Source organism: Rhodobacter capsulatus SB 1003, assembly GCF_000021865.1.
Lineage (GTDB): Bacteria > Pseudomonadota > Alphaproteobacteria > Rhodobacterales > Rhodobacteraceae > Rhodobacter > Rhodobacter capsulatus_B.
The window spans coordinates 3,112,174-3,136,947 of record NC_014034.1 but is presented as its reverse complement, the minus strand read 5'-3'; the positions used below and the strand labels follow the sequence as shown (position 1 = coordinate 3,136,947).

Annotated in this window: 32 protein-coding genes; 27 read left to right on the top strand and 5 right to left on the bottom strand. The window is 60.6% G+C overall.

The features are described from left to right. The first annotated feature begins 97 nt into the window (after nucleotides 1-97). The 9 genes from RCAP_RS14555 (at nucleotide 98) to RCAP_RS18675 (ending at nucleotide 6,047) form a co-directional block, all read left to right on the top strand. The gene (locus RCAP_RS14555) at nucleotides 98-598 is read left to right on the top strand and encodes a hypothetical protein (protein ID WP_013068646.1); all 501 of its coding nucleotides are present in this window, start codon (nucleotides 98-100) and stop codon (nucleotides 596-598) included. A gap of 1 nt (nucleotide 599) precedes the next feature. Beyond that, on the top strand, nucleotides 600-1,163 hold the full coding sequence (locus tag RCAP_RS14550; RefSeq protein ID WP_013068645.1) for a hypothetical protein: 564 nt from the start codon (nucleotides 600-602) through the stop codon (nucleotides 1,161-1,163). A gap of 523 nt (nucleotides 1,164-1,686) precedes the next feature. Continuing rightward, nucleotides 1,687-1,932 carry a hypothetical protein gene (locus tag RCAP_RS14545; RefSeq protein WP_013068644.1) on the top strand — a complete coding sequence of 82 codons (246 nt, stop codon included), beginning with the start codon at nucleotides 1,687-1,689 and terminating at the stop codon, nucleotides 1,930-1,932. Continuing rightward, a complete protein-coding gene (locus RCAP_RS14540) occupies nucleotides 1,929-2,639 on the top strand; it encodes a hypothetical protein (protein WP_013068643.1) in 711 nt (236 codons plus the stop codon). Before RCAP_RS14545 ends, RCAP_RS14540 begins: the two co-directional genes overlap by 4 nt. 2 nt (nucleotides 2,640-2,641) lie before the next feature. After that, nucleotides 2,642-3,142 carry a hypothetical protein gene (locus RCAP_RS14535; protein ID WP_013068642.1) on the top strand — a complete coding sequence of 167 codons (501 nt, stop codon included), beginning with the start codon at nucleotides 2,642-2,644 and terminating at the stop codon, nucleotides 3,140-3,142. Beyond that, nucleotides 3,135-3,449, top strand: coding sequence for a hypothetical protein (locus RCAP_RS14530; RefSeq protein ID WP_013068641.1), 315 nt, complete (start codon nucleotides 3,135-3,137; stop codon nucleotides 3,447-3,449). The genes RCAP_RS14535 and RCAP_RS14530 overlap by 8 nt, the downstream gene beginning before the upstream one ends. A gap of 171 nt (nucleotides 3,450-3,620) precedes the next feature. Next, nucleotides 3,621-4,070 (top strand): hypothetical protein, encoded by a 450-nt coding sequence (locus RCAP_RS14525; RefSeq protein ID WP_013068640.1) that lies wholly within the window; start codon nucleotides 3,621-3,623, stop codon nucleotides 4,068-4,070. Next, nucleotides 4,012-5,259: a type I restriction endonuclease gene (locus RCAP_RS14520; protein WP_238530204.1), complete on the top strand. Its 1,248-nt coding sequence runs from the start codon at nucleotides 4,012-4,014 to the stop codon at nucleotides 5,257-5,259. The genes RCAP_RS14525 and RCAP_RS14520 overlap by 59 nt, the downstream gene beginning before the upstream one ends. 245 nt (nucleotides 5,260-5,504) lie before the next feature. Continuing rightward, nucleotides 5,505-6,047 (top strand): hypothetical protein, encoded by a 543-nt coding sequence (locus tag RCAP_RS18675; RefSeq protein WP_023911840.1) that lies wholly within the window; start codon nucleotides 5,505-5,507, stop codon nucleotides 6,045-6,047. Between the two features lie 44 nt (nucleotides 6,048-6,091). Here the strand turns inward: RCAP_RS18675 and RCAP_RS19030 are convergent, their stop codons facing one another. The 3 genes from RCAP_RS19030 to RCAP_RS14505 form a co-directional block, all read right to left on the bottom strand. Further along, the gene (locus RCAP_RS19030) at nucleotides 6,092-6,577 is read right to left on the bottom strand and encodes a DUF4411 family protein (protein ID WP_013068637.1); all 486 of its coding nucleotides are present in this window, start codon (nucleotides 6,575-6,577) and stop codon (nucleotides 6,092-6,094) included. Further along, nucleotides 6,574-7,830: a helix-turn-helix domain-containing protein gene (locus RCAP_RS14510; protein WP_013068636.1), complete on the bottom strand. Its 1,257-nt coding sequence runs from the start codon at nucleotides 7,828-7,830 to the stop codon at nucleotides 6,574-6,576. Before RCAP_RS14510 ends, RCAP_RS19030 begins: the two co-directional genes overlap by 4 nt. Before the next feature lie 224 nt (nucleotides 7,831-8,054). After that, nucleotides 8,055-8,687 (bottom strand): SOS response-associated peptidase, encoded by a 633-nt coding sequence (locus tag RCAP_RS14505; RefSeq protein WP_013068635.1) that lies wholly within the window; start codon nucleotides 8,685-8,687, stop codon nucleotides 8,055-8,057. Between the two features lie 429 nt (nucleotides 8,688-9,116). On the opposite strand from RCAP_RS14505, the gene RCAP_RS18670 reads away from it, so the two are divergent. From RCAP_RS18670 to RCAP_RS19385, 6 genes are all read left to right on the top strand, one after another. Next, entirely contained in the window at nucleotides 9,117-10,508 is a 1,392-nt protein-coding gene (locus RCAP_RS18670) for a DUF6538 domain-containing protein (protein WP_013068634.1), read from the top strand. Between the two features lie 81 nt (nucleotides 10,509-10,589). Then, nucleotides 10,590-11,948 carry a hypothetical protein gene (locus RCAP_RS14495; protein ID WP_013068633.1) on the top strand — a complete coding sequence of 453 codons (1,359 nt, stop codon included), beginning with the start codon at nucleotides 10,590-10,592 and terminating at the stop codon, nucleotides 11,946-11,948. A gap of 624 nt (nucleotides 11,949-12,572) precedes the next feature. Continuing rightward, the gene (locus tag RCAP_RS14490) at nucleotides 12,573-13,124 is read left to right on the top strand and encodes a recombinase family protein (RefSeq protein ID WP_013068632.1); all 552 of its coding nucleotides are present in this window, start codon (nucleotides 12,573-12,575) and stop codon (nucleotides 13,122-13,124) included. 36 nt (nucleotides 13,125-13,160) lie between these two features. Further along, nucleotides 13,161-13,421, top strand: a complete 261-nt coding sequence (locus tag RCAP_RS14485; RefSeq protein ID WP_013068631.1) for a hypothetical protein — start codon at nucleotides 13,161-13,163, stop codon at nucleotides 13,419-13,421. Nucleotides 13,422-13,791: 370 nt separating this feature from the next. Beyond that, nucleotides 13,792-14,598, top strand: coding sequence for a hypothetical protein (locus RCAP_RS19390; protein WP_148214856.1), 807 nt, complete (start codon nucleotides 13,792-13,794; stop codon nucleotides 14,596-14,598). A gap of 129 nt (nucleotides 14,599-14,727) precedes the next feature. Further along, nucleotides 14,728-16,554 (top strand): 5'-methylthioadenosine/S-adenosylhomocysteine nucleosidase family protein, encoded by a 1,827-nt coding sequence (locus RCAP_RS19385; RefSeq protein ID WP_013068629.1) that lies wholly within the window; start codon nucleotides 14,728-14,730, stop codon nucleotides 16,552-16,554. Nucleotides 16,555-17,601: 1,047 nt separating this feature from the next. Here the strand turns inward: RCAP_RS19385 and RCAP_RS14480 are convergent. Next, on the bottom strand, nucleotides 17,602-18,063 hold the full coding sequence (locus tag RCAP_RS14480) for a hypothetical protein (RefSeq protein WP_131618322.1): 462 nt from the start codon (nucleotides 18,061-18,063) through the stop codon (nucleotides 17,602-17,604). Nucleotides 18,064-18,150: 87 nt separating this feature from the next. Next, nucleotides 18,151-18,900 (bottom strand): XRE family transcriptional regulator, encoded by a 750-nt coding sequence (locus RCAP_RS18665; protein WP_013068628.1) that lies wholly within the window; start codon nucleotides 18,898-18,900, stop codon nucleotides 18,151-18,153. A 95-nt stretch (nucleotides 18,901-18,995) separates the two neighbouring features. On the opposite strand from RCAP_RS18665, the gene RCAP_RS14470 reads away from it, so the two are divergent. The 12 genes from RCAP_RS14470 (at nucleotide 18,996) to RCAP_RS14420 (ending at nucleotide 24,767) form a co-directional block, all read left to right on the top strand. Beyond that, nucleotides 18,996-19,253: a hypothetical protein gene (locus tag RCAP_RS14470; protein WP_013068627.1), complete on the top strand. Its 258-nt coding sequence runs from the start codon at nucleotides 18,996-18,998 to the stop codon at nucleotides 19,251-19,253. Then, complete coding sequence (locus RCAP_RS14465) at nucleotides 19,253-19,588, top strand: hypothetical protein (protein ID WP_013068626.1); 336 nt, start codon at nucleotides 19,253-19,255, stop codon at nucleotides 19,586-19,588. Before RCAP_RS14470 ends, RCAP_RS14465 begins: the two co-directional genes overlap by 1 nt. Beyond that, nucleotides 19,572-19,979, top strand: a complete 408-nt coding sequence (locus RCAP_RS19685) for a hypothetical protein (protein WP_013068625.1) — start codon at nucleotides 19,572-19,574, stop codon at nucleotides 19,977-19,979. Before RCAP_RS14465 ends, RCAP_RS19685 begins: the two co-directional genes overlap by 17 nt. After that, a complete protein-coding gene (locus tag RCAP_RS20080; RefSeq protein ID WP_258533808.1) occupies nucleotides 19,973-20,104 on the top strand; it encodes a hypothetical protein in 132 nt (43 codons plus the stop codon). Before RCAP_RS19685 ends, RCAP_RS20080 begins: the two co-directional genes overlap by 7 nt. A 7-nt stretch (nucleotides 20,105-20,111) precedes the next feature. Beyond that, nucleotides 20,112-20,444 (top strand): hypothetical protein, encoded by a 333-nt coding sequence (locus RCAP_RS14455; protein ID WP_023911836.1) that lies wholly within the window; start codon nucleotides 20,112-20,114, stop codon nucleotides 20,442-20,444. Further along, entirely contained in the window at nucleotides 20,441-20,896 is a 456-nt protein-coding gene (locus RCAP_RS14450) for a phage virion morphogenesis protein (protein WP_013068622.1), read from the top strand. The genes RCAP_RS14455 and RCAP_RS14450 overlap by 4 nt, the downstream gene beginning before the upstream one ends. Nucleotides 20,897-21,001: 105 nt before the next feature. Next, nucleotides 21,002-22,102, top strand: a complete 1,101-nt coding sequence (locus RCAP_RS18660) for a phage protease (protein WP_013068621.1) — start codon at nucleotides 21,002-21,004, stop codon at nucleotides 22,100-22,102. Continuing rightward, nucleotides 22,099-22,482, top strand: coding sequence for a DUF2190 family protein (locus tag RCAP_RS14440; RefSeq protein ID WP_013068620.1), 384 nt, complete (start codon nucleotides 22,099-22,101; stop codon nucleotides 22,480-22,482). The genes RCAP_RS18660 and RCAP_RS14440 overlap by 4 nt, the downstream gene beginning before the upstream one ends. 23 nt (nucleotides 22,483-22,505) lie before the next feature. After that, nucleotides 22,506-23,480, top strand: a complete 975-nt coding sequence (locus RCAP_RS14435) for a major capsid protein (RefSeq protein WP_013068619.1) — start codon at nucleotides 22,506-22,508, stop codon at nucleotides 23,478-23,480. Between the two features lie 59 nt (nucleotides 23,481-23,539). Next, nucleotides 23,540-23,782 (top strand): hypothetical protein, encoded by a 243-nt coding sequence (locus RCAP_RS14430; protein WP_023911835.1) that lies wholly within the window; start codon nucleotides 23,540-23,542, stop codon nucleotides 23,780-23,782. A gap of 119 nt (nucleotides 23,783-23,901) precedes the next feature. Then, nucleotides 23,902-24,330, top strand: a complete 429-nt coding sequence (locus tag RCAP_RS14425; RefSeq protein WP_013068617.1) for a gp436 family protein — start codon at nucleotides 23,902-23,904, stop codon at nucleotides 24,328-24,330. Continuing rightward, on the top strand, nucleotides 24,330-24,767 hold the full coding sequence (locus RCAP_RS14420; protein WP_013068616.1) for a phage tail terminator protein: 438 nt from the start codon (nucleotides 24,330-24,332) through the stop codon (nucleotides 24,765-24,767). Before RCAP_RS14425 ends, RCAP_RS14420 begins: the two co-directional genes overlap by 1 nt. Nucleotides 24,768-24,774: the final 7 nt, after the last annotated feature.

The window sequence follows — 24,774 nt, the reverse complement described above, 5'->3', positions numbered from 1 at the left end:
GCGCCCGCCGATCCGGCGGGCGTCGCATTTCAGGGGGGGTATCCTCGGACGGTGGCGACAGTGGCATGGTTGGGACAAGAAACCGAAAGGCCATAACATGTCCGACTATCGAGACCGCTTTCGCGACCTCGGCGCATTCGTGAACGGCGGCCAGCCCCGCCGCACCGCACCGTTGCCGCCCCCGCCGACGCCGAAGCCCGCCCACCCGACCGCGGCGTTGACCGTCGATGGCATCGAAATCCGCCCGGCCGAGCGACTGGCAGCCCTGGCCAAGATCCGCGACCGGCATCGCTCCACGGCCCGGTTCGCATCGGATCAGATGCACGCGCTGCGTGAGAAAATTGAGGAGCGGCGCGTGCGCGTGCGTCTCATTTCGGAGCGCATCGACATTGCGGGCGATTTTCGCGCGGAAGGCGAGATTTCGCAGATCAATGCCGAAATCGATCAACTGATGGCCGCCCGTGAGGCCGCAGTCGCGGAAGCCGAAACCGCCTCGGATGCCGCGGCGCAAGCCGACCGGCTGCTGCGTTCGGCCCTTCGCTTCGCCCTCGACCATGGCGCCACCGTGCCGATCACGCTTGCCGGGGAAGTGCGCTGAAATGCTGAAAACCCCGAAATCCAAAGCGAGTGCCCCCGCCGTGCCCAATGGCATCAACGCCTTGCTGACCGCCATTGACGCGCATCGCGACCAGATCGCCAGCCTGCGCGCTGATCGCGCCCAGATCGAAGCAGCGCCGCGGGTGCTGGCCGACGTGATGACCGATCTCGACGCCCACCTCGACGCCATCGCCACCGAGGCGGTCGATGCGCTTTCGCTTCACCAGTTGAGAGATCGGCGCGGCATGTCGGGCTTGAAGCTGTCCGAAAGCGGGCGTGCGGACGTCGCCGTTCAGACCTTGTTCGGCCTGTTCGTCGCGACGAACCGTGCCGCGATCCGCGATCTGATCGTCGGACAACTCGAAGACCTCGAAAGCGCCCGGCCGGGCATGACCGACGCCGACCGGGTTGCCCGGCTGGCCGAACTGGATGCCGAGATCCTGCGCGCCGAACTGGCCGAGGAAAGCGCGATCCGGCGGCTCGAAGCGCAGGGCGTCAGCATCGCCCGCCGGTCTGACCTGTCGCCGCTTGTCGCGCTGGCCGCTGACGCCGCGCTGATCCCGTGAAGATGCGATGCACGGATGGGCAGGCTTCCGATTTCCGGCTGGCCCGTTCGCGCATCGAAGTCGTCGGGCATCCTTCGGCAAGATGCCACGGCGCGGCCCGGGTGCCCCTGCGCCCGGGCCATCCCCTTCGCCGGACCGCGCAGCAAGGCCATGGGCGCGCATCCCGCGTGCAGTCCCACTACCCCAGCGGCCAGAGCGAGAGGGTTGTGGGTGGGCCGCTCCGGGACGCTGCGGGGCCCCCCCGGTCTAGGGACCTTACCCGGCCCCCTCCCAGGAGCGGCGCTTCGACGGCCCGGCTTTTCGTCGTTTTCCGACCCGTGAAAAACGCATTTTGGTTGTATTTCTGCAACACCGGAAGGACAGTAAGTGACCGAAAAGACACACATCTCCGCCGTAAAAGACCCTCGGGCAGCGCGCGCTGAACTTCAAGATCGGCAAGCGCAGCCGCGTCCCGGCCTGGCGTTCCTCATGAGCCGCGCCGCCGAGCAAATCCGACCCGCCGGAATGGAAGTGGAAAATATAGATGCCTGATCTGCGAGAAGCAGCTCGGCAGTTCGTCGGGTTCGGCCATCCGCGCGAGGCGCTGAAACTCTCGGCGACGGTGTGGCTGACAATTTCCAATTCCGAATTGCTTGGCCGGTTCGTGGCCGCGTGGCCAAAGTTTCGCTCGGTCGAAAGGGCGAAGGCCTTCCGCGCCATCGCCAGCGCGCGGACCGAGGCAATCGAAGCCGTCTTCGCCGCGCGAAAATCCAAGGAGAGTAAACGATGACACCCGCTGAAATCAAATCCGTTGCCGCCCGCCGTGCGTTCGCAACCGGGCTTTCGCCTGCCGAGCGCGAAGCGGAAGCTGCCCGGATCGAGGCCGAACTGACCGCAGAGGCCAAGGCCGCCGAGCAGGCCAAGGCCGCTGCCGCCATCGCCGCCGAGGCGCAAGCCGAGCGCCAGCGCATTGCGGGCGTGATCAAGACCGGTGCCGACGCGGGCAAGGCCATGCAAGCGGCACGTTTGGCCATCTCGACACCTCTCGATGCCACGGGCGCACGGGCGGTTCTGGCCACCCTGCCGCCTGACGCTTCCGCCACCGCCGAGGCGCTGGCGATCCCCGAGGCCATCGGCACATTCGGCACCCAGGCGGCGGTGAACGAACGGCGCCGGGTCGCTTCGATCCTCGGCCATCCCGAAGCCGCCGACCGTTTCGCGACCGCCTCGGCTCTTGCGCTTGAAACTGACCTCACGCTCGCGCAGGCGGTTTCCGCGCTGCTGGCTGCGCCCAAAGCGGAAGCGCGGAAATATCCAACTTTCGAGCAGCGTCAGCGCGAGGCGGGTTCGTTCGGCCCCTCGTTTGACAACGGCGGCGGCATGTCGAAGGGCGAGCGTATCGACAGCATGTGGGCGAAAGCCGTCAAGGATGCGAATGCGTCCATCGGCGCCGCTGGGCTGGCCGGTGGGGCGATGGCCGATCTGACGCGGGGCTGACTATGACCACGCCCGCCGATCTGCCCCCGGACGCCCTGCCGATGGAGGCGGCGGCACGCCTCCTGGGCATCGGGCCTGAGCGGCTTCGACAACTGGCGAAGATGGGATACGTCGCCAAGGTTGCCCGGGGCCACACGACCGCGACTTCGGCGGTGCAGGGATACGTCAGATTTCTGAAAGCCGAGGCCAGAAAGACCCCCGCCAGCACCGCGGCCAGCCGGTCTCATGAGGCGAAGGCGGCTCTGATCGCCGCTTCGACCGAGCGCCGCCGGGCCGAACTTATCGACCTGGCCGAGGCTGAGGCCGTCATCGAGCGCATCGCGCGCACCGCGGTTTCGCGCCTGCGCAAAGCCCCCGTTGACAAGGGGCTCACGCCCGCGACCCGCAAGGTGTTGTCCACGGAAATCAGCGCAGCTTGCCGTGCCATTGAAGCGGCCAAGGTCCGAGCCTTGGCGGCACTCTCGACGGGCGACCTTCGCGACCTTGGGGGCGGCGATGACTGATCTTCCCCGCGCCGTCGCCCGCCTCATGGCGCAGGAGTTGCCTTTCGAGGTGGCGGCGCGCGAGTTGCGCGCGCCCGCCTCTGTGATCCGTCAGGCCGCGGGCGCCGATGGGCGCATTGTCTTCTCGGATGCCGTCAACGAGGCCATTACCTATTACAAGGGCCGGATCGCTGGAGGTGATGCTGCAATTGACGCGGCCCTGCGCCCGACCCGCCGGGGGCCACCGCCGGGCCTTCGCGGCACGCCATTGTATCTTCGCCGCCTGCGCCGTGACGCAGCCCGCGCCGCGCAGATCTCGTTGACGTGATCGACAAGCGCTGGCCCGCCTCGTCGCTCTCTCCCACGCACAGGCCCCTGATCAGCCTGACGAGGCCCGCCGGATTGCCCGGCTGGCTGTGGAGTTGGACCAGCTGGCCGCGGCCCTTGCCAAGCGAAACGCCCGGGCCGCGCGCGGCCTTGGGCCGAAAGAGGTGAAAGCATGACGACTGCCCGCCCGACTGCAACGATCACCTTGAGCGGCCTGCGCCGCCTGACCTGCGCCGAACCGGGGGAGATCGAAAACCTGATCGCGGCAGGCACGCTTCCGCCGCTCGACGGCGACAAGCTGCCGATGATTTCGGCGGTTCAATCCTATCTCGCCCACCTGCGCGACAATAACCGCACCGCCAGCGCCTCGGCGGCGATGGCCCGCGCCCGGGACGCCCGGGCCGAGGCCAGCGAACTTGCTCTTGCCGTCGCCCGCCGTGACGTGATCCCCTATGCCGAGGCGGAAACCGCGACCGATTTCCTCTGCGGCGTGATCGCGGATCAGATCGGCGGCTTGCCTGCCCGCGTCACCCGCGACATGCGTGAGCGGCGGGCCATCGAAGATGCGCTGCGCCGTGCGCAAGGGGCCATCGCCGCAGATCTTGCCCAGCTTCCAGACTGAAGGCGCGTCATTGATCTGTCAAACTGGCGCTGTGGTCTGGCGGCAGGTCACATTCAAGACCTTGAGAATCGTCAAGAAGTGTCCCACCGTGCAACCATTGGGTTTATGGAGGAACGGCGAAATGGATTTCAAACAGCGCGTGGATGACCTCGGGGCTCGGTCGCGGCACGCCAGCCAGCACGCGCTGACCGAGGAAGCGACGAAGACTTCGGTGATCCTGCCGCTGATCAAGGCGCTGGGGTTTGACCCCTTCAATCTCGAAGAGGTGGTGCCCGAGTTCATTGCCGATGTCGGCATCAAGAAGGGCGAAAAGATCGACTTTGCCCTCAAGATCGCGGGCAAGCCCGCCATCCTCGTGGAAGCGAAACCCATCTCAATGGCCTTGGGGTCGGCGCAATACAGTCAGTTGTTCCGCTATTTCTCGACGGTTGAGGCGCGGCTTGCGATCCTGACCAATGGCCGCGAGGTCTGGTTCTTCTCGGACATTGACGAGACGAACAAGATGGACAAAAAGCCCTTCTTCGTCTTCGATCTGCAGAACTACGATGACAGGCAGGTGGCCGAACTCGCCCGGTTCCAGAAGGAAGGCTTCGACATCGAGGCAATCCTTGAGGCGGCGTCGAACCTTAAATACGTCAAAGCCGCCTCGGCCGAGATTTCGCGCCAGCTTGCGAACCCGGACGATGATTTCGTGCGCTTCTTCGGCAAGCACATCTACGAGGGCAGCCTCACCAAAGGGGCGATTGAATTGCTGCGCCCGGCCATTCAGGCCGCACTGGATGACATCGTGCGCAACCGCATTCAGGAGCGGCTGAACATCACCTTCGGAAAAGACGCCCCGCAGATCGACAGCCCCGACAAGAAGCCAGCCGATGCCCCTGTGGGCAGTGAGCCCGTGACGACTGATGACGAAATGCAGGCCTTCATGATCGTTCGGGCCATCGCTTCGAGAGTTGCGAATGTGAACCGGATCACGATGCGTGACGCGCTGTCCTATTGCAGCATCTTCGTGGACGACAACAACCGCAAGCCGATCTGCCGCCTCTATTTCAACGCCAAGAGCAGCAAGTCGGTGGGCATCTTTGCGCCGCAGCCCGACAAGTCGGAAACGAAGGTTCAGATCGAAGATTTGTCCGACATCTACAAATTCGCGGAGCAGATCGAGGCAACCGTCAAAAGCTACCTCTGAGCGTGTCAGAGCGCTGGCAAGCACTCTCGCAGCGGGCGGATCGACGGAGGGGCCGATTTCCGGCCCGCTGATGCGCACTTTGCGCTGGCGGCTGTGAGGTAGCGGAAGCCCCAAGATGCGCGCCACGCGCCAGCGCGTGGGCGCTGCGGGCTTTCCCTGCCCGTGGGCCAGTGCTATCTTGTCGCATCCCCACAAGCAGGAGGCAGCCGCCTATGAACGCCCGAGTAACCGTGCGCAATCCCCAGATGGCCTCCCTGCTGGCCGAGTATTCCGAGCGGTTCCGCGAACGGGAAAACGCCGTGCTGGCGGCGCGCTATGCCCCGGCCGAGCAATGGACCCCGAAGGCGGTGGGCGAGGCGATGCTTGAGGCGCTGCGGTGGGCGCAATGGTCGGCAGGCAGGACCGGGCCGGGCGGCATCAAGACGGTGGCGCTGCCCTTCATCGCGAGCCTTGACGAGCATCTGGCCGAGGGCTGGGGCCTGCCCGAGGTGGCCGGTGACGAAGACCCCGATCCCCGGCGCCTGCGCGTCATGCCGTCGCCCGAACAGATCAGCCGCCATGAAGCCGCGCTCGATTGGCCCCGCATTTATCTCAAGGACCACGAAGGCAGCGCCAAGATCCTGGCCCTTTGGCTGCGCTGCAAGGTGACGAAAAAGCCCTTCGATGCGGCGATCAAGGCCCGGGGCACGATCAGCCGGGGCGCCGCAATCCAGATGCGCGACAAGGCCCTGTCGATCATTTCCCAAGGGTTAGATAAGGACGGCGAAATGCTTCCAAAGTCTGATTAGGGAATTCAGTTGACCATAAGCCTAAACGAATACTTGACAAAAGGTCAGCAGATCCTGAAATCCGCCTCTCGATAGAAGCCGAAATCGTTCAACCAAGTTACTCCGCAAGCATCGCACACATCGGGCACCTTCCGATTGGAACGGATTTTGGAGGGCTTTGACTGTTCTTTGGTAACTACCCTGCGGTCGGGCTTTCCGAGTGCATAAGCAATGAGGAAGGGGTCTTTGCCGATCTTCTGCATCTCCGTCGAGTCGAGGTCTGGCGCGTAACCTGTGGCAACGACATGCCGGAGGGCTGTGATATCTACTCTCTCGCTGAGCCGAAGTGCATTTTTAGCCTCTGCCTCCTTCAGCCAATCCGCAACGTCATCCCGACCTGCGGTCACCTCGTCTGCGATCTCGTTTGGTATTTTCACCAAACCTGTTTGGCCGCATCCTATCAGCCAATCCCAAAACTGCGGAATTCGCTCAATCGGATAATAGTCGGCGTTAGCCCTGATCAATGTATTGGCATCAAGGAGGTAAATCACTGCGCCGCCTTCCTCCTTGGAGCGCCATTGCCGAGCCCCGCAATGCTCGCAAGTAAGGGCTCAACGGCTCCGGGACGAACTCCGAAGACTTTTGCTGCGGTGGTGTGAGTTACTGCATCGGCTCGAAGCCCGCGCCCCACAAATCGCAACAAGGCATCCCCCAACCGATGCCGCCGCACGATATAATAATTCGGCCCGCCATCAATATCCCGGCTCTTTTCCTTTTCGCGCTCCCGCTGGCCTTGCCATTGCGCACCAAAGATGCGGACAACTTCACCATAGGTGTCGCTATCTGTTTTTCGCTCGCGCCAAAGCCGATAGGCCGCCATGGCCTTGCTCACATGCCAGTCCCGGCAGAGCGCTTCGGCCTCCCGCATTGTTGCCTCAACGCTAGCCAATTTCGGCACATGCGCCAACGCCTGGGAAGGAAGCAATACCTCCCCGGCAACGTCATTGCAAAAGCGCTCGATGCGGGCGTTCGGTGTGCGTGGCTCTGTAGTGACCGGAAGACCGCTTACGCCGCTATTGCCGACGAAAATGTGCGTCAATTCGTGAACGAGGGTGAAAGACCAAGCGGCCTTCGCATCTTGGTCGTTGATGACTATCATCGGAGCAAGGTTGTCAGCAACGGCGAAACCTCGAAACACATTCGGAGATATTGCCGTGTGATGGCTGCCGAGGTCGCCCAGAAGAATGACGAAAATGCGAAGCGCTTCGGTCCTGCGGCGCAACTCGTTAAAGAGATCTTGTGGCTCGTGCATTCCCCGACGAAGACTGCGGTCGTCCTCTATCCCGAGAGCCGCCTTGATCCGGCTCGCTGCTTGGGTGATCGGGGTTGCAACCGTCAAGGTTCCCACGAATTCGATAGCTTCGGAATCCTCATCATCCTCCATCATTTCGCGCAGGATACTTTGCCGCATCCGCACATCCCGAACCAGCGCGTCAAGATGAACTGCCTCGCGGGTGGCAACTGGTGCGCCAATCGTTCTAAAGTCTTCAACGCGCTCTGCTGGCCGAGGCGGCTCTGCCATGTATAGTGCAACAAGGGGGCGATGATAGGCGACGGCCATCTTAAGAAGCTGCGCTTCAGAAGGCACGCGAGCTCCCACTTCGATAGCCGCAAGTTTTTCTGCGGCAGAACCGCGAGGGCCAGACGTCAAACCAATCTTGCTCGCGGCCTCCTCAATGGATAGCCCCGCGGTCTCGCGCGCCCACTTCAGGACCGCCGGATTGATCATTTCTTCGGGTTCCATGCGCCACGTTGCCGTTGCTTCGGCGGATCACTATCATCTTCTCAATGTCGCTCGAAGTTGGAAATAATCCAACAGTAAAAGCGTCGCAGCCAATGATGATCTCGGCATTGTTAATTTGTCGTTTCCGGTGTCGCTGACCGAAAAAAACGCTGCTTTGAAGGAGGATCCGAGCCCGCCGGTGGGGCAAACGGCGCGGATTGGCAAGATCTGCACCGCCCGCTTGATCACCCCTCAAGCGCCTCGATCAACTCCGGGCCATCGTCTTGCAGCCCGAACGGCGCAACCGGATGATGCGCCAGCATCGCCCCGGCCCCGAGGGCCGACACATCGTCGGTGCTGCCCAGCCAGGCCTCGCGCTCGTCCGCGTTCAGGACGACCGGCATCCGGTCATGCAGCCCGCCCATCGCCCCCGTCGCCGCCCGCGTCATGATCGTGCAGGTCAGCAGATCGCGCCACCGGCTCGCCAGCCCGGCCAGATACAGGTTCGCCTCGTTGCCCCCGGGCCGGAAGAAATGCGGTTGGCGAGCGCCCTTGGGACCGCTCCACTCGTAAAAACCGCCTACCGGCACAAGGCAGCGGCCGTGCCGCCACACCTGCCGAAAGGCGGGCTTTTCGCGCGCATCCTCGATGCGGGCGTTGAACGTCGCGGCTTTCCACGCCTTCGGGCTGCTGCCGCCATCGAACCATGACGGGATAAGGCCCCAGCGCGCCTCCATCGCGATCAGAGGCGTCTTCGCCAGGATCACCACCGTCTCGGTCGGCTTGACGTTGAACCGGCCCCCGAACGGGTCGATCCTGATCTGCGACATGTCCACCTCGGTGTTCCGAAGGTTCGGATCGACAATCCGCCCGCACATGCCCCCGCCTCCCTGCCGTCGCTGCGTCCGGCGCAGGATGCCCGAGGGCGGGGCGCTTGTCGCGCCCGGATCCGCGGCGGGCTCGGTGATCGGGCAGGGGAAGGCCGCAAGGGCCGCGATCAGGATCGGGCAGATAGGGCGGGTGCTTCGATCTGCCGGAAGGCACGATAGGGATTGCCGTCTCGTCCCTAGCGGATAGTGTGGCGGATGCGGCAACACGCCGCCCTCGAATGTTCGGATTTCGGCGCGCTAGGGAATTTGCTAGGGAAGCATTGCGCGGCTTTTATATTACATATAAAAATCAATGCTTTGCGGACATGGTATTGAGCCCATCCCGTCCGCCACCAAATCTCTGTATTATCCTTTAATATCAGAGACTTAAGTGGCTCTCGTGAGTTGCCTGAGGTAACACACGAGGTTACACAAACCATGATAGTGATGTTCGCCGCAGGTGCCTTAAGGGTCATGTGCATGCACCTCCTACTCAAAGGAAATACCTACTATTACCGCCGCCGCATCCCTGAGGATGTGAGATCGCTCTACAAGGTGCCGGGCAAGCGGGCACGTGAGCAGTTGATGTTCAGCCTGAAGACCGCCGACAAGGCCGAAGCGTGTCGCCTGGCTGATGCCCAAACCCGTCGCCTGGATGCCCTCTGGAAGGCGCATCGGGAGGGGAGCAAGGCCGGGGCCGACCCTCATGCTGCCTTGGCAATGCTTGAAGCCCGCCACCTGAAGCCAGGCGATGCCCTCAGACATCGTGGTCACCCCGCCATTGAGGCCTACATCGACAACCTTGTTGGCCCGGGCAGGGAAGAAGAGGCTATTGCACTCTTGTCTCCGACCGAGCAGCTTTCTTTGGATTACCTCTACAGCCCATCTGTGCCGAAGCTCCTCAGCGATGCCAGGGAGAAGCATTTCGATCTGGGCAAGGGGCCAAAGGCAAAAGTGGCCGTGGACCAGTTCGAGCGGGCTTGGGGCCATCTTCTTGAGATCACCGGAGACATTCCCCTCGACCATCTCAGCCGCGACCATGCCAATGAATTCGTGCAGAAGTTGATCAAAAGGGGGCTCAGCGCTGAAACGGTGAGACGCTACTTGGCTCAGGTGCGCCCTGTGATCCAGACAGGTCTGCTTGAATTCGAGATGAGCAAGGTCAATCCCTTCGAGAAGCTGGCGATTCCCAACCGTGACGAGGGGCCACGCAAACCCCGAGACACCTTCACAATCGAAGAGTTGATGGCGATTCAGGCTGCTTGCCGCGAAAAGGACGACGAACGGCGGTGGCTGATTGCGATGCTCTCAGACACCATGACCCGCTTGGCAGAATTGCAGCAGATCATGAAAGAGGACGTTCGGCTGCACGATCCGGTCCCCCATGTCAGGCTTCGCGTGACCGATGTTCGCAACCTGAAGACGGGAAGCTCTGCGAGGTCGGTTCCCCTCGTTGGTGCCGCTCTCTGGGCTGCCCAGCGCGCCATGACTACCGAAGGAAAGTTCCTCTTCCCAAGCATCGCCAAGGATGTTCCGAAAGATGAGTTTCATTCCGGGGCGGCTTCCGCTGCCCTGAACAAGTGGCTCAAGGAAAACAAGTTGGCGCGAACAGGCCAGACGCTCCACAGCTTCCGGCACACGATGCGGGATCGCCTTCGCAACGTGGAAGCCCCGCCCGATCTGATCGACCGGATCGGTGGATGGGCCGGGAAGGGTGTCGGGGAGACTTACGGCAAGGGCCACAGCCTGGAGTTGATGCAGCGCTACATGCTGAAGACGGTGCTGCCGTTGCCGGGAGAAGGCCCCGCTGAGCAAGCCTCTGCTGCCTGAATCTCCTTTGAATCTCGTCTAAAGGTCATAACGCAACGCTGAGGCGGGGTCAGCTCGCCTCGCCTTTCGTGGTCACTCAACATGAACGACATGAACACTGACACTCTCCGCGTCACGGCGCTGGGGCATTCCCGGGATCACCTTGAAGCGGCCCGCATGGCGGAATTCGTCTTTGTCCCGAAGACCGATGCGGCAAGGGCTCTGGTGGCGCATCTGACGGCCATCACGCTTGACCATGAAGCCAAGGTGAAGCCCAGGAATCGCAAAAGGCAGGCAGAGGCTCAGAGGAGCTTTACAGGGGCCGTGTCTGCTTTCGCCGCCGATTTGATCCACCATGCCCGGTTTCAGGAGGCCGAAGGATTCTTCTATCGCTCCTACGACAAGGAGGCCCTGGGGCAAACCTTTGTCTCGGTGCGATGCTTCGAGCAATTGCTGCAGTTCTGGGCAGAGATGGGGCTGATGGAGGTCACCCGCTTCTTTCGGGTCAGGGAGACTTGGGAGGGGGAAGACACGGGGACGGGCTTTGGCAGGGCCAGACGCTTTCGGGCAACAGCGGAGTTGCTGAGCTTGGCCGAGGGCTTCGGCATCACCCCGGACACGCTCAAGGATCACTTCCAGAAGGAAACGGGACGCCTGTCTCCGGTCACGGTGCGCTCTGAAGTTGCCAATCGGCATGGCACAGGCGTTACCTCGGCCAATATGCGCTTTGCCGGGCCAAAGTATGAGGCTGAGGTCCAAAGGGTCAAGGAGATCAACGCAATCCTGGGCCAAGGAGGCTTCGACCTGGCGGAAACACCTCGGGTCTATCGGCTGTTCAGCAGAGGCAACTTCCACAACTTCGACTTCAACATGGGCGGAAGGCTCTATTGCTGTTCCGAGGATGATTGGCAGCAGAGGCCGAAAGAAGACCGCGCCCTGATCACCTGCCGGGGTGAGCCCACAGTCGAGCTTGACGTTGGGTCAAGTCATCTCTTCATCCTCTACGCCCTGCACGATCTGGAATTGGACACCGACGACGATCCCTATTTCCTGCCTGGTGTCGAGCGGGAGGTGGTGAAGGGGCTCTTTGCGGCGATGACGGGGAAAGGATCGCGCCTGACCCGCTTCCCGAAGAAGCTAAGCGAGGACTACATGAAGCCCACAGGCCGGAAAATAAGCACCGTCTACAAGCTCGGAAAGGTTCTTGACGCCCTGATCGCCAAGCATCCGATCCTGAACAAGCTAAAGAAGGGCTCGATGGATTGGGCTCGGCTGCAATATGAGGAATCCGAGTGCTTCATGGAGTGCCTGACCCGTCTTGGGCATGATCACGGTGTCGCTGCCTTGCCCGTCTTTGACAGCTTGATCGTCGCCAAACAGCATCGGGACGTGGCTCTCACCTGTCTGGTGGAAGCTTACGGGAACCGCTTTGGTTGCTTACCTGAGGTCAGATGCAAATAAGTCCTCCCCTCGGCTGCCCCTTGGCCCTCCAAGGTCGATTCTTGGGAGAACTTGGGGGTAGCCTTGGATGATCCAGGGTAGGTATCTAAGGTAATATACCCCTATCATCAGATACTTGGTATACCTTGGAAGCTAAGGTTCTCTCAGGACGACCAGGGCATTACTTGGAAACGTAAGAGCAGCTAATTACTTGGAAACGTAAGTGTTCCCCAAGGTCACCCCTTTCGGTCAGAGGTGGGGGCTCAGCGTCAAGAAGAACAATAATAGTAATAATATAACCCCTCTTTTTGAAGTCACGTCCCAAACCCCCCACCCCCCTCTGACGGGTTGAAAAAGTCCCAAAGCCCAGCGCCTCGCCAGAGTCCCTGGGAGGGCCGTGGAGTCGCCTCTTGCCGTCCCGAGTCTCACCCGCGGGAAAGCCCAGGAAGGCCATTCTACGGCCCTCTCCGAGTCTCCCAGGGCCATCCCAGGTTCAGGCCCCAGCCAATCCCCTCTGCCACTGAAGCTTGCCCCAGAGGCAGGGTCATCTGTGGCGGAATAGCCCCGTCATGGAAGTGGGTTCGGAGTTTTGGCAGACGCCTCTCCCCCACCTCTTTGACCCTATTGGCAGCAAAGGAGGATCACATGCTGATCGGTTATGCCCGCACCTCGACCCTGGACCAGATCGCGGGCTTTGTGGCCCAGAGGAAGGCCCTGCAGGCCCTCGGGTGCGAGAAGCTGTTTGAGGAGCAGGTGAGTTCGGTGGGGCAGCGAGACGCCCTCTCTGCGGCGCTGGAGTTCGTTCGGGAAGGCGACACTCTGGTGGTGACCAAGCTCGACCGTCTGGCCCGCTCCGTGCGTCACCTGGGCGAGATCGTGGAGGCCCTGGAGCGCAAGAAGGTGGGGCTGAGGGTGCTCGACCTGGGGCTGGATACGGCCAATGCCACCGGCAAGCTGATGCTGAATGTGCTTGGGGCCGTGGCTCAGTTCGAGCGGGAGATGATGCTGGAGCGGCAACGGGAAGGCATCGCCAAGGCCAAGGCCGATGGGAAGTACAAGGGCCGCAAGCCCACGGCTCAGTTCAAGCAGGCCGAAGCTCTGGCCTTGCTGGCGGCAGGGACGCCGAAGCGGGAGATCGCCCGCAAGCTCGGCATCTCTGAGCGTTCGGTCTACCGCGTCATCTCGGCTGCGGCCTGAGCATCCCCCCCAAACATCACGACACAGGAGAGCATCATGCTTCGCAAACTCATCACCCTTTACCGCATCGTCTTCTTCGCCTGGTGCGGCTTGTTCCTGGCCGTGGCCCTGATCGTGGGGCTTGGCTTCTTCATCGCAGGGGACACGCCCAAGGCCCGAGAGACGGGGCTGATGATGGCCCTTGGAGGGCTGTTCTGCAGCATCGTCTTTGCCGGGAACATGGCCCTGGCCCTGGAGAACCATGAGCTTCTGAAGCGCATCGCTAAGGGCCAGGGAGGGGCTGACAGGAGGGGGTGAGGCTGAGGGAGGGGAGGCAGCCCCGAAATCGCAATCCAGACGCCCTGGGAGTAGGTTCAAGCCCGCTCCTGGGGCGGTTTGTGGAGATGCCTAAAGCTACCCTCCAGGTTGAGCGGATGAGGTTTGGGGTGATGAAGCAGCGTTGCCGTTGCGCAAACGTCGAAAGAGACGCGCCTGTCTGCCTGCAACTGTCAGTCAACGTAAGCACTCCCTCAGATGCAGCCAGTGCCCGGCGTTGACACTTGACGCAGCTATTGGTCCTTCAAAGCTGTTGCCGGAGCTTAATGATGTAATAAGATGATGACTGAGTTGCGTCAGCTTCGGTGACGCATCAAAACGCTTGAGTGCCTGCGAGGAGATATCAGCGACTATGTCAGCAGGAAGCCAATATCTCAACTTGGCAGAAAAAATCATCGACGCTCGCGGCATCCCGCTTACCGGAGCTGAAATTATATCGTTTGCCGAAAACTATAACGCACTTCCATATGAGAATTACGAGACAATTGTTAAAACGCTGCAGGCTAGAATAGCAGAGGAAATCCTATCCAATCGCGGACATTCGCGCTTTATACGAACTGGAGTTGGTAAATATTTTCTAAGAAATCTGCACCGGCAGAGTCATCCATGGATTCGTGAGCGAAATTTTAATTATCTGGGCCGGAGGGCAAAGCCGGAGCATCCTTATCGAATTTTAATTATTCCCAGAAGTCTCGCATCCAAGGTCGATGCAATTGTTGATTGGGCTTCCGCTTCTGCGTTGTTCGCAGAGGCCAGTTATAGCTATCAAAGTGAAATACCGGAGGGATCAGTCCCGGTAGTCACGGCGCCGATGCTAAAATGGAATGAATTATTCTTTTCGTTCTCGGTTGGCGCTCATACACACTTCAATCCAATAATTTCCAAGCGGACTGCGCTATTGAGAAAGTTCCTGGATGAATATGATCTGGATTTGTTCGAAGTTGATGGAAGCGGGGCAACTTCGAGCACCGCGCGTGCGGTATTGCCGGTTCTGCTTAATGGGCGCCGTCACAGATTGGAGCATGGGAAATTAATGCCTGAAGAAAAGATTTACTTCTATCAAGTTGCTGACTTGCTTTCAAATAGGTTTGCATTTTACTCCGCTGAGACGGACGCATTTGTTATGGTGAGTCTGCTTGATATTAGTAAATATTCTTGATTTTAGGCCAAATTCGAAGAGGCGGCTGGAGATAAATGGCCCGGAGTGGTCGGAATTTTGTTTTGATGGCTTGCGAAATTTTGATGATGATACGGAAAAATATAGATCTTGGCTTCTCGCGAGGCTTGCGTGACAATTATTTCGAAGCCGGTATTTCTTGATTTTCTAAACCGTGAAGCTGGACGGGCGGCGAATTGCGATCGACCTGAGGATGACGACATTGCCATCATCAGAATTTTGGTGGTATCTCTTGCTCATGGGTTCTCGGCTAATATTTCTCAGGTGGCTGAGTATTGCAATTCTCGACCAAAATTATTCTCGCAGGTAATAAAGCTTATGCAGCGAGGCGTAATAGATGCAACCAGTTCGAATGCAACGCTTTCGGAATTTATTGAGGACCGCCGAGCAAGATATTCCCATGTGCCTGAGAGGTACCCATTTTACTTTTCAGACCAAGGAGGGCTAGTGGATTTACAGCTGGGTACCAGAAACCCATTCAGTATGACTGGCGATCTATCCAGGCTAATTTTAGCTTACGATCAGAGCAAATTCGATTTTGATCTTGTTCGTCTAAGTCCGTCAGATAGGGCGGTGTTCGAATCCGGATTGAATGTCATTCAGTCCAAAGTTTTCAAAAGAGAAGACCTTGCAATCACTAGAGATCTCCTGGTCTCCAACATAGCTGGTGGCGAGATGAGCGCCAGGCAAATTGAGGCGGCGACTCGGGCAATTTCTGCTTTATATATGAAGAACTACGCTGATCGCCGTTCGCTTGCCACTTGCACAGGCATACCTCAATTCTCGTACCGGGATGTCGTTGAAAATTTTCCTGCATTTGACTTTCCCCTTTTGAAACGTGCGCTCCAAGCGCTAGGCGCATTGCGGCAGGTTTCTTTGTGGTCAATTGATGATATTATCGAACATTATGGGAGTTTGCCCCACAGGCATTTCTCCTATCATCTTCAGATTTTTCTTGATGCCTTGGCGATCTCTGCTCGAAATAAGGTTAACGACAGCAGCGACATGAGTTCAATTCGATTGCACATTGATAGGGTTTTTATTCAGTATCTTGATATTGATTATGTGAAAAAATTTGGAAACCCTGAAGAATTCTATAGATTTGGAATCGAGCGATTAATTCAGTGCGCTGCGAGAATTTCTCAATTGGACCCGATCTTTAACTCAACATGGAGTAGTCAGGTGAGTCACCAAAATAACGACGTAATTGCAGTTACAACGGCAACCGACAGTGAGGATGATGCTCTAATCCAAAAATTAAAAGAAAGTGGATTTACTTCCAGTCGACCTGTGCGAGTGGGCAATGGGTTCGCAACGGAGTACACACGAGGAACAAGTCAGCACGTATATCATCTGAGAACTAGTGCAGGATCACTGGGAGTTAACAGCGCTGGTTTGATCCTTCCTGCAGCACTTAAGGAACTTGGGGCTACACATCTAATAAGCGTTGGGATCTGCTTTGGGCTCTTGCCGGAGAAGAACGGCGAGCCTTATCAAAAATGCGGAGATGTACTTGTCTCAACGGAGATCCAGGACTATGAGACAGCCCGCATTGGGACAGAGAAAACAATTAATAGAGGCGAAAAGCTTCCTGCGGGAACTGGCCTACTTCAGGCCGCGCGTCTGGTTAGGCCAAATTTTGCTGAGGCTGATTTTAAAATATACTTCGGTCAAATTATCTCTGGGCAGAAGTTGGTCGACAGCAAGGAATTTGTTGAAAATTTGAGGACAGAGTTTCCTGGCGCAATAGGTGGGGAAATGGAGGGCAATGCAGTTTCGGCGTCTGGTCAATTTAATGGTAAAGAGTGGGTGATGATAAAGGGGATATGCGACTGGGGCATGGGAAAAACAGATAATTGGCAAGATGTCGCAGCGCTCAATGCATGTGACGTTGCCATGAAAATGATCGTAACCTTCTTTGATGCGCAATCTCGCTAGTTTCGAAAATAAATTCGATGTTATGACATACCGTAGAGCGACTTGTCTGCCTGATGCCAGTAGTGGAGGTTGTTCCGGATTGATGCCGCCTTAGTCCTTTAGCGGTTCTACTCGCTCGTTTTCGGTTCGAACTAGATCTCCTAGCTTGGGCACGCACTTCGTCGTAGCCAACTTGTTGCGGTTCATTTCTGCAAGCGGCAACATTGCCGTTGTGCTCTCCCTCATCGGAGTTCGTCACGTGCATTCAATAAATGGCAATACCGCCTCACTTGCGACAACGTGCTGTCCCGTCTTGCGCTGTGAAGTGTGGGCGCATTCGTATATCTTGCGGAGTGGTCAAGCTGGATAACCAAATATAGATCGCCTGATCTTACCTTAATGACGCCGCACAGAGGTTACACAAATCCGCCACCCAGTTATCACTCACACCTCAGAGGTCTTGCAAGTATCTGATTTATAATGAATAAATTAGTGCTCCGAAACCGCCTTGGGCTCATCCCGTCCGCCAGCCCATTCAGTAAGCCATTGATATCATTGCCGTTCATCGTGCAATGCGGGCTTATACCAACAACATTCCCAACATCTGCTTCGCGCTTGTTCAGGTGCTCGGCCGAAGTCACGTTTTCTGTGTTGTTTGACACGACAATCTGCAGGAAGCCGGAAGAAGCCGTCTGAAGGCGGAAGACCTTGGATGGGTCAATAAAACAAAGGGCTTACAGCCATCGAGCGCCGCCGAAGCGCCCCAGGCGCCATGTCATGCAGTGATGCGGAAAACGGCCGTTCTGGCGCGATCTGGCGTCTATCGAGGATACGCCGAGGCGCAGGTGCAGAGCGCCGATAACGCCAATAAAAACAGGTGTTAAAACGGTCTTTGAAGGGTGGATTGCAGGCTTGCCGCAGCATCGGAACATGCAAATCGGGCCGCGAGTTCGTAAAACCGTTGCATGTTAAGCTAAGTATCTAATCTTAATGCGATTTATCAAGATCACTTGGTGCATGACTGCGCGCCGAACATGCAAGTGATTTTGCATCGTCAGCCTGCCTATATCAGAGCGGCGGCGGTGCGCCTTCACCGATCTTCCGGCACTTCTGGCCACCCTTCATCCAGTAGACGAGCCAGTCCTTTTGGGCCGGATGCGCTTCCAGGAATGGGGCCGTAACTTCGACGCGCGACCCGCGCCCGGCCCGCGAAATCTTTATCTTCGCGACAGCGCTGGTGCTCATCAGATCGGCCCGTCCCCGATTGATCTCCGCGTACCCAAGCTCATTGAATAGGTCGCTTTGGATGAACTCAGACGAGCTCGCGAAGTTCTCGACTGGCCAGCAACGGCGTATCGAAGTCAATGTCCGCGCGTAGACGGCCTGATAGTTGTCAGGCAAATCAAATGTCAGATCGGGAGAACGAGCGTCGAGGGCGGCTTGCGATGTGCATCCAGCCAGAACTGCGACCAAGGCGAAGGCCGAAAGGTTTCGCCCGGCGCAGCTGGTGAACGAAGTCAGGCTTTTCATCACGAACCTCGCTATCCCCAAGAATGCCTCGACCATACAACCTGACCGATAATCTGCAACCCGTTGGCGTCGTCGCAGGCCCGCGCGTCAATCGAACTGGCCAATCGACGCCCGAACCCGCCCCGCGATCAGCAACCGGTCCATTTCTGGTCCCGCCAAGGCTACCGGCGGAAATGCCGGGTTGTCGGACACCAGCATCAACATCTGCGGCCTGCCGTCCGCCATCGTCCCCGATGGCACCAGGCGCTTCACATAGGACTGACCGTCCAGCGAAAAGGCAAAGATCCCGGCGCGGTCAACCCGCCTGACACTGCAGTCGAGCAGGATCAGCGCTCCATCCGGAATGGTCGGGGCCATGCTGTCGCCCTTGACCCGCACCAGCACCGTGAAATCGGGCGTCAGGCGACTGCGCAGGAACATCGAGCGCGGCAGGGCGATCCTCTCGGTTTCGGCGCCAGGTATGGGTACGATGCCATGGCCCGCAGAAACGTCGAGATCCATCCGCTCGATCAAGAAGAAATCTTCGTCGGCGAATCGGAAATCACCCGAAAGAGGCCGCCCGAGGTCGGGAGGTTCGATGCGTTTTCCGGGCTTTCGAGCCTCGAAACCGCCGGATCGCTCGGTCTGTGGCAGGCCGACACCATAGAGAATCCAGTCGGCGCTGACCCCGAACCGCTCTGTGAGAGCCTGCAGGAAGTTGCGCGACGGCTCGCTTCGGCCAGACTCAATATCGCTTATATATCCTTGGCTTACACCAAGAACAGAGCCAAGCGCCCGCTGCGAGAGCTTCTGCTCTTTTCTCCATGACGACAGTCTAAGACCGTACTCAGCGTTCATAGCGATAAAACCTGTTGACATGACCGTAAATAGCCGTCAAATCTGCGATTGAACGGGAATTACGGTCTTTGTGTGACCGATCAGGGAAAAAGCATATGGCAGATAAAGTGAAATCCATCCAGCCGGGGCCGATCTTCTACGATGTGTTCCTAGTCTACCTGCGGGTGATCGGGACCAATCTGAAGGACTGGTGCGCCCCGCATGGGGTGACGGCGACCAATGCCAAAAGCGCGGCCACGGGCGGTTGGAACGGCACCAAGGCGCGGGCGCTGCGGCAAAAGATGATCGACGAGGTGGGGGAAGAAACCTTCCTGCGCCTTTACACCGAACGCCTGCGCCGCGAGGCCGCGTGATGGGCCTTGAAGCGCTGATCAAAGCCCATCTTTGCGGCGAATTTGAAGCGGCACGGGCTGCGGGCGACATTGGCGCCCTCAATCAGATGATGACCGATCTCACCTCGTTCCTTGGCTATGCCATCGCCTGCGCGACGATGGGAGTGGCGGACAAGGCCGGAGGGCTGTGCCGCTGCGTCGAGGATCAGCTGGAAGCCGAGGTTGAGGTCTGGGCGCAGGAAGTGCGTGCCATGAACGGCACCGATCAATCCAACATCATCCGGCCATCCGCTTTCGGGCAGTCGGCGGCCATGCCGGTCTTTTCCATGGAGGCGACCGATGGACGGACTGTTTGAAGCGACCGAGCTTGTGGTTTCTGCGGGAGACGAGCCGCGCATGTCGGCGGCGCTGCTGGCAGACCGGCTGGGAATCGCCCGGCGGCAGACGATGATGCGCCTGATCGAGCGCAATGACGCGGCGTTGCGCCGGTTCGGGGAATACTTAGCCACGGTGGCTAAGTATTCAGGCCGTGGGCGCGGTCAACCCGAGAAGGATTACCTCACCACCTGCAGGCGGTGTGTCCTGACCTTGATCTGCTGTTCCAGGATCTGCACCGGCAACGCACCAAAGGCGAGCCGCTGGTCCAGATCCGCAGGGGCGAGTGGGCGCGAAAAGACCATTATTACAACGCCTATCAAGGCCGCGAATATGCTTTCGCCAAACCAAACCCGGCGCTGGAAATGCTGACGATGGCGCTGCAGCCGGTTCTGGGGGCCGATATCAAATCGATCCGGATGCTGCGAGATTTAATGAAAGTCGATCCCGAGATGCTTGAAATGGCGCTTGGCGTGCTTTTCTATTGGAAGGTGTGAGGTCCAGATGCCAAAAACCCGCGTCATCGCTGTTCATGATCACCCGCGCGGCGCGGGGCGGATCGAGTTTGACATCGACTTCGCAACGGGGAAAATCGAGGGGTTGGTCGTCGATCCGGCCCACGAGGCCTACGTCCGGTCAATCTTGACGGACCTGTCTGCCCATCCGGATGAGCCCGCGCATTTTGCTTGGCAGCAAAGCTACCCCGCACCCGATCCAATGCATGTGCCCAAGTCCATGGCGTGGCAACTGATGGCGATCGGCTGGACGCTGGAAGGCGAGCTGGCGAAGTACCCGCCCCCCGAAGCCGATCCTCTGCCCGACGGCGCGCTGTCGTGATCACCATCGAATTCCGCGACGGCGAGATCCTGGCGGGCATCGACCGGCTGCAGGATCAGCTGGGCGACATGACCACGTTCATGAGCGATCTTGGCGAGCTGCTGGTGGCCTCGACCAAGGCGCGATTTCCGGCGGGTACGGCGCCGGATGGCACGGCCTGGGCGCCGAACTCACCGGTCACGCTCGCCCGCAAGACGGACAGTCGGCCGCTCTTTGGCACCTCCGGCAGCCTCAACAGCCAGATCTTCTCCGCGGCCGGTGCGGATTATGTCCAAATCGGCTCGGATCGCGTCTATGCCGCGATGATGCAGTTCGGCGGGACGAAGGAGCAGTGGCCGCACCTTTGGGGAGACATCCCGGCGCGGCCCTATCTCGGCCTCTCGGACGAGGACAAGGAAAACATCCTCGCCGAAACCCGCGATTGGCTATCGGGCGCGTTTACCGGCGATTGACAGCCCCCCCATTGCCCGCGCAGGCTGCGCGGGACAGGCTTGATCTGACCACCCCGCAAGGTGTTGCGGATTATTCCGCCCCGTCTTTGCCGCCATTGTGTCGGCATGACGCACAAACCCTCCACCTCCCTCGCGCTCTGCGCTGCCCAGCCGCTCCCCGAAGGGGATGCGCCCGAGTGGGTGCATCTGTTGCCCTCGGCCGGGGGCACGATCGGCACCCATGATGGCCGCGGCCCGTATCGGGTCACCGACCCGGTCGCGATCATCGCGGCGTCTCTGCAAGCCGATGCCCGCGACGCTGGCGGGCTGATCATCGACGAAAACCATGCGGCAGATCTGGCTGCCCCTCTCGGGCTCCCGTCGCCCGCGCGCGGGCGGATCGTCGCGATGGAAGCCCGCCCCGACGGGGTTTGGGGGCAGGTCGAATGGAGCCCGGCGGGTGTCGCGCTGCTGGCAGAGCGTGCGTATCGCGGGATCTCGCCCGTCATCATCTACGCCGCCGATGGCACGGTGCGCCGGATCGCCCGGGCCTCTCTTGTCAATTACCCCAACCTGCGCGGCCTCGTCGCGCTCAACTCGGAGTCCGACATGGATCTGACGAAACTGGCGCGCGCGCTCGGCCTGGCCGAAACCGCGACGCTCGAAGAAATCATCGCCGCGGTCGAAGCCCTGACCGGAGCAAAGGGCAAAGCGGAAGAGGATGTGGCCCTGCAGTCCGAGCTGGGCACGATCCTGGGTGTCGATGGCAACCGCGAGGCGCTGATCGCCGCCACGCGCCTGGCGGTCTCTGGCAAGGACACGCTGATCGCACTGCAGGCGCAGGTGACGGCGCAGGCGGCCGAGCTGAAAGGCATCCGCGACGCCGCGACCCGCGCCACGGCCGAGGCCTTCGTGGATGGCGAGATCGCCCGCAAGCGGGTCGGGCTGAACGCCGCGAACCGGGACGAATTCGTCTCGCTGCACATGTCGCAGCCCGAGACGGCGCGCAAGCTGATCGAAGGCATGCCGATTGCGGGCGAGACCCACACCGCGCAGCTGCCGAGCGCGATCAAGACCGGCGGCGAGTTTTTGTCGCTGAACGCCGAACGGCAGGGGCGCGTCCTGCATGACAAGGCGAAGGCCTTCCAGACCGAGCAGGCCGGGAAAGGCCTTTCGATCAGCATGATCGACGCCATCCAGCATGTGAAAAAGGAGATGCGGCTGTGATCCCCACCCTGATCCGGGCCTATGAGGCCAGCGCCGCGATCGGCCCCTACAAGATCGCCAAATTCTCGGACGCGGCGGCCAGCACCAAGATCGGCCCGGCCGCCGCCAACACCGATCCGGTGCTGGGCGTGACCGGCCAGTTCGGCGGTGCGGCGGGCGACATGGTCGATGTCACGCAGTCCGGCATCGGTCAGGTCACGCTGGGCGGCACCGTCACCGCGGGTGCCGAGCTGACCGCGGATGCCAACGGCAACGCCATCGCGGCCGTCCCCACCGCCGGTGTCTTCATGTCCGTCGTCGGCAAGGCGCAGGCCCCCGGTGTCGCGGGCGACGTCATCGAAATCCTGGTCGGTCCGCGCGCGTTCTACCGCGGCGCCTGATCCCCCAACAGCAAGAGGTCCCAATGGCCACCAGCCGCCCGTTCATCGTCGATGCCACGCTTACCGCCGTGGCGATCGGCTTCAAAAATGGCTCCGCGATGCGGATTGCCGACAAGGTCCTGCCGCGCCTGCCGGTCTCGGCCGAAAAGTTCAAGTACACGGTCTATCCGATCTCGGAAGCCTTCAACACGCCCGACGCCCGCGTCGGTCGCAAGGGTGCCGTGAAGCAGCTCGAATTCAGCGGCACCGAAACGACCTCGGACGTGGCTGATTACGGTCTCGACAGCCCGATCCCGCAATCGGACATCAACGCGGCGAATGCCGCCAAGGCCGAGGGCCGCACGATCTATGACCCCGAGGCCCACGCGGCCGAGATGCTGACCGAGACCATCGAGAACATCCGCGAACTGCGGGTCGCGAACATGGTCTTCAACGCGGCCTCCTATGCGGCGAGCCGCCGGATCACGCTGTCGGGCACGTCGCAGTTTTCCGACTATGCGAACTCGGACCCGATCGGCGTGATCGCGGCCGGGATGGATGCGACCCTGGTCTATCGCCCGAACACCGTCGTGATGGGCCGCGCGGTCTGGTCCAAGCTGTCGTCGCACCCGAAAATCGTCAACGCGGTCAAGGGCAACGTGTCGAACCAGGGCCGGATCTCGATCGAGCAGTTCAAGGAGCTGCTGGCGGGCGACGGGATCACCGAGGTCTTGGTGGGCGATGCTTGGGCGAACACGGCCAAGCCGGGGCAGAACCCGGCGCTGGCGCGCACCTGGGGCAATCACCTGGCGCTTTTGCACCTCAACCCGCTGGCCTCGGTCGAGCAGGGCGGCATCACCTTCGGCTTTACGGCGCAGTTCGGCGACCGGCTGGCCGGGCGGATCGAGGATCCGGACATCGGGCTGGAGGGCGGTTTCCGTATCCGCGTCGGCGAGCGGGTGCGCGAGCTGATCTCGGCGCAGGACGTCGGCTACTTCATCCAGAACGTTATCGCCTGATTGGCCTGATGCGACCGCGGCATGGCGCCCTGGCGCCGTGCTCCCACCCAAAGGAGAAGATGATGGCGAAGAAGCCCGAACCCACCCCCGAACCCGATACGGTCACCGCCCAGGTGATCGACGCCCTCGACCATGACCGCACGGTCTATGGCCCCGGCGACACCGTCGATCTGCCGCGGCCCGAAGCGCTCAAGTTGCGCGGGCTTGGCGTCGTGACTTTCGACGCGGCGGCGACGGTCCCCGAGGCGCCCGCCGAGGAAGACGGCGCGACGGACCCCGCGCCGCCCGCCGAGGCCACCTGAGATTTGAGGCAGCGAGCAAACGTCCTCCCTCAGCGTGAGGCCGCAAGGCCAGGCAACAGCGCAAAAACGCGGGCGTGACAGCCGGGAGAGCACCGGCACCACCCTTCAGGATCGGCCCCATGACCTATGCGACGCAACAGCAGATGATCGACCGTTACGGCGCCTCGGCGCTGGTGATGCTGACCGACCGCGCCGAGATCGCCACCGGCGCGATCGATGCGGCGATGATCACCCGCGCGCTGGCCGATGCCGATGCGACGATCGACGGCTATCTGGCCCGCCACTATGCGCTGCCGCTGGCCACCGTGCCGCCGCAGCTGCCGCCGATCGCGCAGGTGCTGGCCTTTTGGTCGCTGCACCTGACCGAGCCCGACGCCAAGACCAAGGCCGATTACGACACCGCCCAGCGGATGCTCAGGGATATCGCCGATGGCCGCGTCAAGCTGGCCGTGGCGGGGGCCGAGCCGCAGACCACGGCGGCAAGCGGCGTGCGGATGACCGACCGGCCTCGGCCGCTCTCGGCCAGCACGATGACGGGCTTCATCTGATGGCCGAGGTCGATGACATCACCGCCCGGCTCAAGGAGCGCGTGCCCGGTCTGGGCGGGCGTGCCTGGGGGGCGGCCGAGTTTGGTGCGCTGACCGCCACGGGCCAGCTGCCGCAGGTGACGCCCGCCGCCCATGTCATCCCGACCGGGATCAAGGGCGGACCGCAGGCGTCCCGCACCGGCGCCTATGTCCAGTCGATCGAGCGGCTTTATTCGGTCGTCCTGACGGTCAAGGCGGGGGATGTCTCGGGCGCCCGGGCGCTGCCGGTGATCGGCGAACTGATCGCCGCCATCATCGCCGCTTTGGCGGGCTGGGACTGGGGCGGCCGCGTCGGCGTGATGGTCTTCCGCGGCTGCACCCTGAGCCGCGCCGTCGCAGGCTTCGTCTACGACATCTCGTTTTCGATCACCGATCAGCTGAGGTTCACGCCCACATGAGCAAGAG

Coding starts and splice junctions, on each gene's coding strand:
- RCAP_RS14530 (WP_013068641.1), top strand. CDS start 3,135: ATGACTGATCTTCCCCGCGCCGTCGCCCGCCTCATGGCGCAGGAGTTG.
- RCAP_RS14505 (WP_013068635.1), bottom strand. CDS start 8,687: ATGTGCGGGCGGATTGTCGATCCGAACCTTCGGAACACCGAGGTGGAC.
- RCAP_RS18675 (WP_023911840.1), top strand. CDS start 5,505: ATGGCCTCCCTGCTGGCCGAGTATTCCGAGCGGTTCCGCGAACGGGAA.
- RCAP_RS14550 (WP_013068645.1), top strand. CDS start 600: ATGCTGAAAACCCCGAAATCCAAAGCGAGTGCCCCCGCCGTGCCCAAT.
- RCAP_RS19390 (WP_148214856.1), top strand. CDS start 13,792: ATGTCAGCAGGAAGCCAATATCTCAACTTGGCAGAAAAAATCATCGAC.
- RCAP_RS14510 (WP_013068636.1), bottom strand. CDS start 7,830: ATGGAACCCGAAGAAATGATCAATCCGGCGGTCCTGAAGTGGGCGCGC.
- RCAP_RS14555 (WP_013068646.1), top strand. CDS start 98: ATGTCCGACTATCGAGACCGCTTTCGCGACCTCGGCGCATTCGTGAAC.
- RCAP_RS14520 (WP_238530204.1), top strand. CDS start 4,012: ATGCGCTGCGCCGTGCGCAAGGGGCCATCGCCGCAGATCTTGCCCAGC.
- RCAP_RS18665 (WP_013068628.1), bottom strand. CDS start 18,900: ATGAACGCTGAGTACGGTCTTAGACTGTCGTCATGGAGAAAAGAGCAG.
- RCAP_RS18670 (WP_013068634.1), top strand. CDS start 9,117: ATGATAGTGATGTTCGCCGCAGGTGCCTTAAGGGTCATGTGCATGCAC.
- RCAP_RS14535 (WP_013068642.1), top strand. CDS start 2,642: ATGACCACGCCCGCCGATCTGCCCCCGGACGCCCTGCCGATGGAGGCG.
- RCAP_RS14430 (WP_023911835.1), top strand. CDS start 23,540: ATGATGGCGAAGAAGCCCGAACCCACCCCCGAACCCGATACGGTCACC.
- RCAP_RS14495 (WP_013068633.1), top strand. CDS start 10,590: ATGAACGACATGAACACTGACACTCTCCGCGTCACGGCGCTGGGGCAT.
- RCAP_RS14465 (WP_013068626.1), top strand. CDS start 19,253: ATGGGCCTTGAAGCGCTGATCAAAGCCCATCTTTGCGGCGAATTTGAA.
- RCAP_RS14425 (WP_013068617.1), top strand. CDS start 23,902: ATGACCTATGCGACGCAACAGCAGATGATCGACCGTTACGGCGCCTCG.
- RCAP_RS14420 (WP_013068616.1), top strand. CDS start 24,330: ATGGCCGAGGTCGATGACATCACCGCCCGGCTCAAGGAGCGCGTGCCC.
- RCAP_RS14435 (WP_013068619.1), top strand. CDS start 22,506: ATGGCCACCAGCCGCCCGTTCATCGTCGATGCCACGCTTACCGCCGTG.
- RCAP_RS14545 (WP_013068644.1), top strand. CDS start 1,687: ATGCCTGATCTGCGAGAAGCAGCTCGGCAGTTCGTCGGGTTCGGCCAT.
- RCAP_RS14455 (WP_023911836.1), top strand. CDS start 20,112: ATGCCAAAAACCCGCGTCATCGCTGTTCATGATCACCCGCGCGGCGCG.
- RCAP_RS19685 (WP_013068625.1), top strand. CDS start 19,572: ATGGACGGACTGTTTGAAGCGACCGAGCTTGTGGTTTCTGCGGGAGAC.
- RCAP_RS18660 (WP_013068621.1), top strand. CDS start 21,002: ATGACGCACAAACCCTCCACCTCCCTCGCGCTCTGCGCTGCCCAGCCG.
- RCAP_RS14480 (WP_131618322.1), bottom strand. CDS start 18,063: ATGAAAAGCCTGACTTCGTTCACCAGCTGCGCCGGGCGAAACCTTTCG.
- RCAP_RS14470 (WP_013068627.1), top strand. CDS start 18,996: ATGGCAGATAAAGTGAAATCCATCCAGCCGGGGCCGATCTTCTACGAT.
- RCAP_RS14540 (WP_013068643.1), top strand. CDS start 1,929: ATGACACCCGCTGAAATCAAATCCGTTGCCGCCCGCCGTGCGTTCGCA.
- RCAP_RS14525 (WP_013068640.1), top strand. CDS start 3,621: ATGACGACTGCCCGCCCGACTGCAACGATCACCTTGAGCGGCCTGCGC.
- RCAP_RS14490 (WP_013068632.1), top strand. CDS start 12,573: ATGCTGATCGGTTATGCCCGCACCTCGACCCTGGACCAGATCGCGGGC.
- RCAP_RS14485 (WP_013068631.1), top strand. CDS start 13,161: ATGCTTCGCAAACTCATCACCCTTTACCGCATCGTCTTCTTCGCCTGG.
- RCAP_RS20080 (WP_258533808.1), top strand. CDS start 19,973: ATGCTGACGATGGCGCTGCAGCCGGTTCTGGGGGCCGATATCAAATCG.